At 41.1% G+C, this 10,105-nt stretch carries 6 protein-coding genes and 1 riboswitch; of the genes, 2 read left to right on the top strand and 4 right to left on the bottom strand.

The window, feature by feature from the left end:
• Positions 1-196: 196 nt before the first annotated feature.
• From WN50_RS01060 to WN50_RS01050, 3 genes are all read right to left on the bottom strand, one after another.
• Positions 197-679: a GUN4 domain-containing protein gene (locus WN50_RS01060; protein WP_053221409.1), complete on the bottom strand. Its 483-nt coding sequence runs from the start codon at positions 677-679 to the stop codon at positions 197-199.
• Between the two features lie 232 nt (positions 680-911).
• Positions 912-1,898, bottom strand: coding sequence for a sirohydrochlorin chelatase (locus WN50_RS01055; protein ID WP_046280855.1), 987 nt, complete (start codon positions 1,896-1,898; stop codon positions 912-914).
• Positions 1,899-1,940: 42 nt separating this feature from the next.
• Positions 1,941-2,040: riboswitch (adenosylcobalamin-variant (AdoCbl-variant) riboswitch) on the bottom strand.
• Positions 2,041-2,134: 94 nt separating this feature from the next.
• Positions 2,135-4,048 carry a hybrid sensor histidine kinase/response regulator gene (locus tag WN50_RS01050; protein ID WP_046280854.1) on the bottom strand — a complete coding sequence of 638 codons (1,914 nt, stop codon included), beginning with the start codon at positions 4,046-4,048 and terminating at the stop codon, positions 2,135-2,137.
• 415 nt (positions 4,049-4,463) lie between these two features.
• Between WN50_RS01050 and WN50_RS01045 the strand changes: the two genes are divergently transcribed.
• Positions 4,464-5,666: a CBS domain-containing protein gene (locus tag WN50_RS01045; RefSeq protein WP_049557477.1), complete on the top strand. Its 1,203-nt coding sequence runs from the start codon at positions 4,464-4,466 to the stop codon at positions 5,664-5,666.
• Here the strand turns inward: WN50_RS01045 and sbcD are convergent.
• Positions 5,663-6,901 carry an exonuclease subunit SbcD gene (gene sbcD, locus WN50_RS01040; RefSeq protein WP_046280853.1) on the bottom strand — a complete coding sequence of 413 codons (1,239 nt, stop codon included), beginning with the start codon at positions 6,899-6,901 and terminating at the stop codon, positions 5,663-5,665. The two genes, WN50_RS01045 and sbcD, sit on opposite strands and share 4 nt — an antisense overlap.
• A gap of 262 nt (positions 6,902-7,163) precedes the next feature.
• On the opposite strand from sbcD, the gene WN50_RS01035 reads away from it, so the two are divergent.
• Positions 7,164-9,953 (top strand): EAL domain-containing protein, encoded by a 2,790-nt coding sequence (locus WN50_RS01035; protein WP_049557474.1) that lies wholly within the window; start codon positions 7,164-7,166, stop codon positions 9,951-9,953.
• Positions 9,954-10,105 lie beyond the last annotated feature (152 nt).

Raw genomic sequence — 10,105 nt, 5'->3', positions numbered from 1 at the left:
ATCTCAATCTCGGAGTAGTGCTAAAGATATTGACTGAACCCGCCCCTACAGAATCATTATTGATTAGTCGGACATGATATTAGATCTTGCATCCCTATCAGAAACAGGGTTTCTTGCTAATTTAGCTGATCGGCTAAATTTTTTGTAGAGAAACCCGGTTTAGAAGGTTTTGTTGAGTTCGGGTACAGAATAGAAGTTATAAGCCACAGTCGTTCAACCTGGATACTAGAGTAGCAAACAACATTGCAGACTCCCTGCTTCGACAGAACCATGAGCGCAATATATCCCAACCTTCGATATCAATCTCAACCCGACAAAATACGGCAAGTGGGGGTTGAGTGTGCCAACATTCATTGTATTCTAACCATTTTCCTGACCTTCTCCAACCCATGCTATCGCCAAAAGTATTCCAAATGTTCTGGTTATACTCTTTGTTTCCCCCCAAATGTTGATAGATTTGCTTTTGCTTAGAGAACCCAAAGTTTCCATTGCTGTGTGTTGTCCAGAGTTGGTCAATCATTTGAAGATCATTACAGGGAAACTTTTCAAAACTCTCGATATCTAAGTAAGCCGTCGCCTGTTTACCTGCAATTTTCAGCATTAATCGATATGTTTCACCATCTGCTTGCTTCCATTGTGCAGCAGCGAGAAGTTCGCGTAGGGGGTTGTAGTCAATCATCGGTTTTTTCAGTTAAGGGGTAATTCATAAATTACCCGTACCTGTTATCAATATTGCCTTTTGCCTTTTATAGCATTATTTTTTCGATTTCATATTACTTTTGATCTTGGCTGTAGTTAACAAAACCCCCTCTAAGACTGCATAAGCGGAGCATGAGGGGGGGGTAGATCCAAACTAATTATCTATTGAATCTCACTCAGATGAATTTTCGCTGAGAAAGAGTTTCAGGGTATTATGGGGTTTGCCAAATGCGTTGATGATATTGCTGCGGATCGGCATAGGGGTCAACAGCCTCATGGGAGTGACCGTGATCATGGCTGTGATGATGGTGATCGTGATGATCGTGATGATGATGACTGTGTGAGTCGCCAGCAACGGCTGCTAACCGGAACTTACAGGCTTCACAGTTCATCTGAACTTGACCGAGTTGGGTTTCAATTTCGCGATCGCGTAAGAGTTGCAACAGTTCGGGTTGAATGCCCATTTCGGGCAAACAAGTCATGCTAATATCGGGATATTGTTCTTGTTGTTGGGCGGTGATATCAAAAATTTTCTTGACTAACAGGCCTGTAAACAAGAAATAAGGCAAGACAATAATCCGTTTGGGCTGATACAAACGGGCGCGACGGAAGCCTTCTTCTAGACGCGGGTGAGTAATTCCAATAAAACAGGTTTCGACGGTTTGATAACCGCTTCCTTCCCACACCATTCGAGCGAGTTTGTAGACATCGCTATTGGCATCAGGATCAGAAGAACCCCGCCCTACAAAGAGGATAACGGTTTCAGAACGATCAATATCAGGGCGATCAAGTTCTGCTAAACGAGTTTTCCACAAGTCAAAAATCAGGGGACTGATACCGAAATGACGCCCATAATGAAACTTGAGTTGCGGATAGGTTTCTCGGGCGCGATCAAGTTCGTTGGTAATATCAAATTTGTTGTGACGGGCTGCAAATAAGAGCAGAGGTAAGGCTGAAAGTTCAGTGTAGCCTTGTTTGAGACAGCGTTCAATGCCTTCTTGAATAGTTGGGCCTGTGAGTTCGAGAAAACAGGGAACAACGGGACGAGAATGGTCAAGGGCTTGATAAGCTTCGGCAAAATCAAGGAAGGTTTGGCGGCCTTCGGTGTCGCGAGTCCCATGTCCGATCAGCAACAAAGGACGTTGCAAGGGTAAAGGGGGAAGACTGAGGTTGAAATTTTGAGTCTGACTAATAAGCATTTAAGCCCCTTTCCTGTGCTTGGCAGGATGTAGAGTGGTCTGTAACGAGTTGGCATTCTGGCTTGTCAATTGGCGAGTCCATGACTTACAGCTGCCGCACAGCCCCGGATTTTAACCGGAGTTTCCCAACAGGTTACTGTTTACTGAGTAATAACTTTTATAGCATAGCAAGTTGAGTGGATTTTGCTGCAAATGTAACGAATCAACATAATTGAAGCGATGGACAAGTTTAATCTTTATTCTCGCGCCTCCCAACTGATAATTTTATTAAGTAACTGATTCGGTTGAATGGGTTTGGTAATAAAATCATCAGCCTGAGTGATTAAGACACTTTCTGGAGATGTAGATTCAGTTTCAGTTGTGATTGCTAAAATTTTGATTTGTTGTGTAGCTTTGGTGTTTTTTAGGTGGTGAATGATTTCATAACCATCTTGACCCGCTATGTACATATCAACAATAAGGGCTGTCGGTTGTAACAATTCAATTTGTCCGAGTGCGGTTAATCCTTCTACTAACCAAACCACTTGATAACCCGCCGCCGTTAGAATTTCACAGATTAGTGTTGCTGTTTCTTCATCATCTTCAATCAGGATAAACCGACCTCGTGGGTTATTAGTGTATATTGTTTGTAGTGAGGTTTTGAATGAAGAAGCTTTCACTCGTTGCTGAGAATTTGGGGAGAGATTAGGTAGAGCGGGAAGGTGAACGGTAAACTTTGAACCAATACCTTCAGTCGAGGTAAATCTAATCGCTCCCCCATGAAGTTCAACTAATTGTTTGGTCAACGCTAAACCTAAACCTGTTCCGCCATATTGACGACGATAGGAAGAATCAAGTTGTTGGAACTTTTCAAATAATAAAGGTTGTTGTTCCTCGGGAATTCCAATTCCAGTATCTTGGATTTGCAAAATCGCTGTGTTCCCATCAACTCGAACTCGTAGAGTAACTCGTCCGCCTTCTGGGGTGAATTTAATCGCATTACTTAATAGATTGGATAAAATTTGTTTGACTCGGTGTTGATCAGCCGAAAATTTATCTTGATCGGGTTTTATCTGAATATCACTGGTGAGGATGATATCCTGTTTTTGCGCTCTTTCTCGAAAGGAATATAAACTCTGTTGAGCGAGTTTAGTCAGAGAAAATTCACTGATTTGTAAGACTGTTTTTCCGGCTTCTACTTGAGAAAGTTCGAGAATATCGTTAATTAGTTCTAATAAATGTTCTCCACTGTCGTGAATTTTTTTTAGATATTCTTGCTGCTTTTCTCGGGGAATTTTTGGCAGTTCTTCACTGTTAGAATAAAGACGTAATAGGGTAGCTGAAATCCCAATGACACAGGTGAGCGGCGTTCGCAATTCATGGCTCATGGTGGCTAAAAATTCGCTTTTCGCTCGATTGGCAGATTGAGCCGCTAATAAGGCGTCGTGAAGGGCTTGTGTGCGTTCTGTAACTCGTCGCTCTAAGGTTTCCTTTTGCTGTTGGAGTTGGGCGTAGAGTTGGGCTTGATAAATTGCGATCGATAAATGTTCGGTTATTTGAGCGAGAAACTTGTTTTCATCCTCAGTCCAAGAACGGGGCTGGAAACATTGATGGGCGATTAATAATCCCCACAATTGATTTTGTACAATGATTGAAAAAACCAGCTTTGAACGAACTTTAATCTGTTTTAAAAACGCCAAAAAACAGGGTGAAGATTGATAGGTATTCTCCACATCTTGAATCATCAAAAACGCCTGACTTTTTTTAAATTTTGCTTGAGCTTCTGGCTTTTCAAAAAAGCAGCTATCTGCTTCGCTTAAGTGAAGAACAGACAAGATTTGATCAGACGAACGAGCTTCGTAGGTGACACATCCTTTGCGACTATTGCTGTTAACTGAAGAGAAACCCGAGGAAGTAGGGAGTCGAGGGGGTGAAGTATTTCGCTTTCGATCCTCTGTTTCCCCTTCTAGTTCTAGGATACATTCGCCTGGAGGAACAGACCATTCAAAGTCAAACTGATAGATCAACAACCGATCAACCTGCAAAAATTGCTGCAACCGTTCAACTGCTGTTGACAAAATAACAGACAAGTCCAGACTTTGGCGAATCTGGCTAGTCACTTGGTTTAAAAGTCTCTCTTGTTCGAGTTGTTGATACAGGGCTTTATCCACAGGTTTGTATCAAAATCAACAGCAAAATGGGTAGAACACAATTGTGTCTGTATTATTGTTATTCTAGTTCTATTGTCAAGATAACACTAAATTGCTTTACTGAGTCCATGACTGAGTTCCCCTAATTATCTTTGCTGAGTTTAGCTCCTATGGAAAGCGAATTGTGTTAACTTTGAATACAATAGCTAGACTTAGGTACAAACAGAGTGTAGACCAAGAGAAGCGGAACCGAAAAATAGGTTGATACTCCTTTGTTCAGCCTGAACAGAACAGAATGTTAAGCGTTGATCGCAGTTGACAGATGTATGGAGTTGGGGCGTTCTTTTTCCGACTTGACAGAATAGGACTGCCGTGACCAATATGTATGATATCAAAAAATGCTTCAGTCCACAATCCCTAGAACGAGTTTAGTTGAATGAGCAGCTCATCTCGGATCACCCTTGAGTCTACCGTTGAAGATCTTATTTCCCATACTTTCCAAGTCAATTCTACCACACCTGGACGAGTGATTGCCCAAGAATTTCATCAAAATCCCGAATTACCGGGTGTAATTGTGGTTGATGATCATCAATTAGTTGGGATGATTTCTAAAGCCAATTTCCGCGAACAGATGAATAATCTCAATCGCAAAAATCTGTATTTTAATCAACCGATTCAATTGCTATTAGATGTCATCCGAATTCCCCCTCTGGTCTTGTCTAAAAACTGTACAATTTTATTCGCTGCGAATCAAGCATTAACTCGACCCAAACAATTCGTTTATGAACCGATAATCATTGAGTTAGATCAAGGAGAATTTAGACTCCTAGATATTTATAACTTACTTTTGGCTCAAAATAATCTGTTAAATTTTTCTTGTCGCCAAATAGAACAACAAAACTTGAAATTACAAACCTTTGAGCAAAAATTGCAGCAAGAAAAAAACAAGGTTATAGAATATGCAGCATCACTCAAACAGGAGAAAGATTTAATTTTTAAGCAATATGATAAAGACTACAGTAAACGCAAAGCTAAACTCGCTCAGTATACTCAACCGATTCTTCAGTTTAATCAGCATTTTCTGAGAATGAGTGAACGGATTTCTGTAGAAACTCGCAAAGCGTTTTATGCGATCTTTGTCGGTTCAAACTCGATCTATCGAAACACGGAACATTTATTTAAAATAAGTCAAGCGATCGCTGACGATCTCGCAGCCATCAATTCGACTTCTCAAATGCTGGGAGAGATTATTCAAAAAGTTCGTCATCTAGCCGTACAAGCCGCCATTGTTACCTATCAATCTGATTCTCCTCAACCCCAGGGATTCAGTCAAATTAGCCTGGAAATTAATCGACTGATTCGTGAAACCTCAAAAGTCAGTGATCAAACTCATACGATTGCAAATCAGCTAAACTTTAACTTACAAGAACTCCAAGAATCTGCCATTGAAGACGCTCGGATTACTTGCTCAATGCTTTCTCAGGTTGAACAGGCTGAAGCCGTTTTAGATGAGTTAGAAAAGCTTGTAAATTCATCCAATCTGCAACATCAAGTCACTCAACAAAATTCCGCAGATGCTGAGTTTATCATCCAAACCATTGAGCGGGTTTTGAAGTACAAACAACAGCCAAAAAATTAAACTTCTACTTCTTCAGGTGTCGCCCCCACTAACAACTCTTCCGCCGCATCCATCAAATCTTGTTCAATCTCTTTGAGATCTTCGCGACTCCCTAAATAGGTTTTTAAAGCGGCGAGGGGATCAAGCGTATGACGATCTAGTTCAGGAATACGAGGACGAGCCAATTGACTGACTAATTCGGCTTGAATACTATAACTATGAGCCGCAGTTAAAGCTTCATGTAAACGAGAGTTTTCAATCAAATCAATCTGTTCTGAACGCAGTTGATAAATTAACCGCACGACTACATCTTCAATCGGTTTTTTCTCAATCGCTTTAAGGAGCATAGCTTGGGGATCTTCAGCTTGAGAAACATCGACTTTTATTGTACAAAAAGAACGCACAGGTAAAGCACAAAACTCCCATTTAACCTGACCTTTTTCCAACTCCACTAATACAAAACCCTTGTCTTCTTTCTCCTCACTAAAATCAACCCGTTCGATACTTCCCGGATAAATAATTGGTGGATCATTAGATTTATTCAAGTTCTGATGTTTATGAACATGACCCAAAGCGACATAATCAAAACAAGGGCGAATCAACAACGATAAGGGAATATTAAACCCTTTCCCAACCGCTAAAAAACGTTCGGCTCCTAAACTGGCTTTATCGATCATTAAATGACCCAGTAAAACCGTCGGAAGTTGAGGATCTAACCGTCGAATTAACCCTTCCATTGCGATTTTTAGTCGTTCAATTAATAACTCATTAACCTGACTTAACGTTAACCCCTCCGTTTCAGGACGAGTTAATAAAGTCGAACGAGTTAACCAAGGAAGTGTGATCACCTGAACTTCCCCATTTCGAGTCTTAATTTTATGGGTTTCTAAGCGATCGCCAACCACAAACCCCGGTACACCTAATGTCCGATAAATTCCTAAACTCGCTCCCCCCTGTCCTTGAGAATATTGATCATGGTTTCCCACTAATAAAACAGTCGGAATTTCAGCATCCACTAACCGTCGAAATTCCTGAGCAAACGCCTGTTTAACAAACGGCGCCGGAGTCGCATCGGGAAACGCATCTCCCCCAAACAACACCAGATCAACCGGTTCTGCGATCGCCCGATCAATACACCGTCCCAGAGTTTTTACAAAGTCTTCTAAACGAGTGTTTAAACCCGTTTCGGGGTTGGTACGTCCGTGGGAGAAGCCACTACCCATATGGATATCAGACAGATGGAGAATTTTAATCATATTGGACAAAGAACTCAATAATTTGGATATAAAATCCGGAAAGAGAGGATGCTAAATTTGTAGTGCTTTGCTAGGATTCTAATAAATCTACTGCTCAATTCACTGATCTACTAAAGGGGTCACTGATTTAATCAGTAATTTTAACAGTTCCTCATCGGACAATCAGGGAAGATCTACTCCAGAATAATGGATTCATTTTGAACTCGTAATCCTATCTATGCCTTTCTTCAAAGCTCTATTACAAGGTGCGTTCGATCATACAATGGAATCACAATCCTTAACTCCAATACAAAGAGCCGTTCTCGATTTAGCGGGTCAATTGCGCCGTAAAACTGCGGCTCATATTTCAGCATACCTCAAAACCTATCTCGATACACCTCACCAAGTTAATCAGATTAACGCCAATGCAATCCGATATGCTCAGATCAATCGCAATAATTTCGAGAGCATACAGCAATATTTTTGGCAACAAATCCAGATTTTTGATAGTGTTAGTGGGATGAACTGGGGTGACAACACCGGGAAATATATCGGGATTACTTTACTCGCGGATCACACACCAACACTCGAAATCAAAACCCCAACAACAGGTGTAAACAAACACATCTATGCTCTCGATGATCGTGGAAATAGCACCTTTGAGCCAATTGGTTTGTGTCCGAACTACGATCCTCGTCATCGGCTTTGGTATCAAACGGCTCAACAGCTTAATTGTGCCACTTGGAGTCCGATTTATCAATATTCCAACACCATTCAAGTTCAACTCGGTTTGATGGCTGTTTTACCGTTATATGATCCAAAAAACTGTTTTATGGGTGTTTTAGGCTGTGATCTGTCTTTATCTCACATCGGTGAATTTCTCAAAACACTCACCGTTGATCAGGGGAGTATTGCTTTTATTGTCGAACCTTCTGGTACATTAGTTGCAAGTTCCTCTATGACTCATCCTTTGACTGTCGATCCGACTCAAACCGCAACCTATTTAAAGGCTATCCACAGTAGCGATCGCTTAATTCAAGCCACCACCCTTTATTTATACCAACATTTTGAAAATCTTGCTGAAATTAACAGGGATCATCAGTTAGAATTCACCTGGAATCAGGAAATTCAGTTAATCGATGTATTTCCCTTTAATGATAGTCGCGGTTTAAACTGGTTAATTGTATTAGTCACACCCGAATCAAAATTTCTCCAAAAAATTCCCCCCGATTATCACCATACCTCAAGTCAAGCCCAGGCGACCCTCGAACGGATTAACCAAAACCTAGAACAGAGAAATCAGCCCCGAAGTAGCAGTTTAAAACAGTTAGATGAAGCCCTCAAAATCAGTGAAGATCGGTGGAAATTAGCCCTTCAGGGAAGCAATGATGGAATTTGGGATTGGAACGTCCAAACCAATGAACTGTTCTTCTCGCCGCGTGCTAAGGAAATGTTAGGCTATGAAGACCACGAAATCAATAACCATCTGGCTGAGTGGGAAAAGCAAATTCACCCCGAAGATCGAGAACGAGTCCTCAAAGCCATTGAAGATCATTTAGACCAAAAAAACCATAACTACAGCACAGAATACCGTATTCGCTGCAAAGATGGCAGCTACAAATGGGTTTTACATCGGGGTCAAGCCCTGTGGAATGATCAGGGTGATCCGATCCGCATGGTGGGTTCTCAAACCGATCTCAGCCAACAGCAAGCTGCACTTCGTGAACGCAAACAAGCCGAAGCTAAACTCTTTTATTTCGCTTATCACGACTCGTTAACTTGTTTACCCAACCGGGCTTTTTTTATGGATAAACTTCAGTTAACCCTCAATCAAGCCCGTCAACATTCTGATCACTTATTTGCCGTTTTATTCATTGATCTAGATCGCTTCAAACTGGTTAATGATGGCTTAGGACATTTAGCCGGAGATGAATTACTGATTCGCGTCGGACAAAAACTGCAACACTGTATTAATAGTAACGATACATTAGCGCGTTTAGGGGGAGATGAATTTGCAATTTTATTAGACAAAATTCAAGGAATTTCTGATAGTATTCTCGTCGCCGAACTCATTCTCGCCACACTGCAAGAACCTTTTCTTCTCGAAGATCAATCGGTGTCAATCAGTGCCAGTATTGGAATTACCCTCAGCCATTACTACGCATCCAATCATTCCTACAAACATAGCACAGATATACTCAGAGATGCTGATCTCGCAATGTACCACGCCAAGCATCATAGTAGCTTACGCTATGCGATTTTTGATAGCAAAATGCAGATGAATACGCTAATGCGACTCCGTTTAGAAAATGATCTACGAGCCGCCATAGAGTCTTCAAAACTCAAAGTTTACTATCAGCCCATCGTTTGTTTTAAAACTGGAAAAATCAAGAGTTTTGAAGCTTTAGTTCGTTTACCCGATCCAAAAAAAGGCTTAATTTCTCCCGGTGAATTTATTCCCATTGCCGAAGAAACCGGGTTAATTGTTCCCCTGGGAGAATGGGTATTACGAGCCGCTTGTCAACAACTTCGACAATGGCAAATTCAAGAGGGATTAGATCCCAATATATCAGTCAGTGTGAACGTCGCCGGACAACAATTTTCTCAAAAGAAAATCGTTCGTCAAGTTCAACAAATTTTGCAGGAAACAGAATTAACCCCAGCCAATTTACGCCTAGAAATTACCGAAAGTGCGATCGCCGAACATTTAGAATGGGTAGCCAAACGCCTAACTCAACTCCAACAAATGGGAATTCAAATTTTAATTGATGATTTTGGCACAGGTTATTCATCCCTAGATCGCTTACAACGTTTTCCCATCGATACCCTCAAAATAGATCGCTCCTTTGTCAGTCAAATGACTTCCCCAAACTCCAATTCAAAATTTGTCGAAGCGATCGCAAATTTCGCTCACAGCTTAGGGTTTAGCATCGTTGCAGAAGGAATAGAAACCCTCGAACAAAAACAAATCATTCAACAAATTGGCTGTGAATACGGACAAGGAAACCTATTTTCCCCGGCTGTTGATGCGGCGACAATGACAGCTTTTATTCAGCGTCATCCCATTTTTTAGGGGAAAAATTCACCACTAAGAAAGGAAGACACAAAGATTTATTCTTGGTGTTATTTGTCTGAAGAAACTCACCACCAAGAAAGGAAGACACAAAGATTTATTCTTAGTGTTCTTTGTGTCTTCGTGTTTTTTTTATTTCACCACCAAGAAAG

The organism is Limnoraphis robusta CS-951 (assembly GCF_000972705.2).
This window is presented reverse-complemented; position numbering and strand designations above follow the sequence as displayed.